At 76.2% G+C, this 581-nt stretch carries 1 protein-coding gene; it reads right to left on the reverse strand.

Features of this window, described 5'->3' with window-relative positions:
• Positions 1 to 581: 2-dehydropantoate 2-reductase N-terminal domain-containing protein (locus KUM32_RS39390; protein WP_302185252.1), on the reverse strand; the 581-nt coding region annotated here is incomplete at both ends.

Raw genomic sequence — 581 nt, forward strand, 5'->3', positions numbered from 1 at the left:
GGCCGGGATCGGGCCCAGCCGCGCCGGCTGTATCCCCTCGGCCTCGTACGCCGCGAGCGCCTCCGACTGGCTCAGCGCGAGGCATTCCCGGTACGCGCGCTGGCCGAGCTGGTCACGTAGCGGGAGCCCGGAGAGCGCGTTGATCGCGTTGTTGAGGTTCATCAGGAGCTTGGCGCACTGCACCTCGCGCATGTCGTGTCGCGCCTCGACGCGCAGCCCGGCCGTGGCCAGGGCCGCGATCAGCGGCTCGGCGCGCTCGGCGGCCTCCACCATGAGCGTCCCGCCCGAGCCCTGGTGGAAGGCGCCGGGCGCGGTCCGCACCACGTTGTACGGGACCATCCCGGCGAGCACCGGGTGCTCGGCCAGGGCGGAGCGCAGGGCGTGCGTGTTCCGCAGCCCGTTCTGGAAGCTGACCACCACGGCGCCCGGCGCGAGCCGCGGGGCGAGTTGCCGCGCCGCCTCGGCGGTGCCCGCCGACTTGACGGTGACCAGCACGCAGTCCGCGTCGGCCGCCGCGTCCGGGCTGGTGGCCAGGCGCACCCCGGCGGGTCCGCCCGAGGTGGCCACGCGCAGCGCGGGGC

It is taken from the genome of Streptomyces sp. AC627_RSS907 (assembly GCF_019049165.1).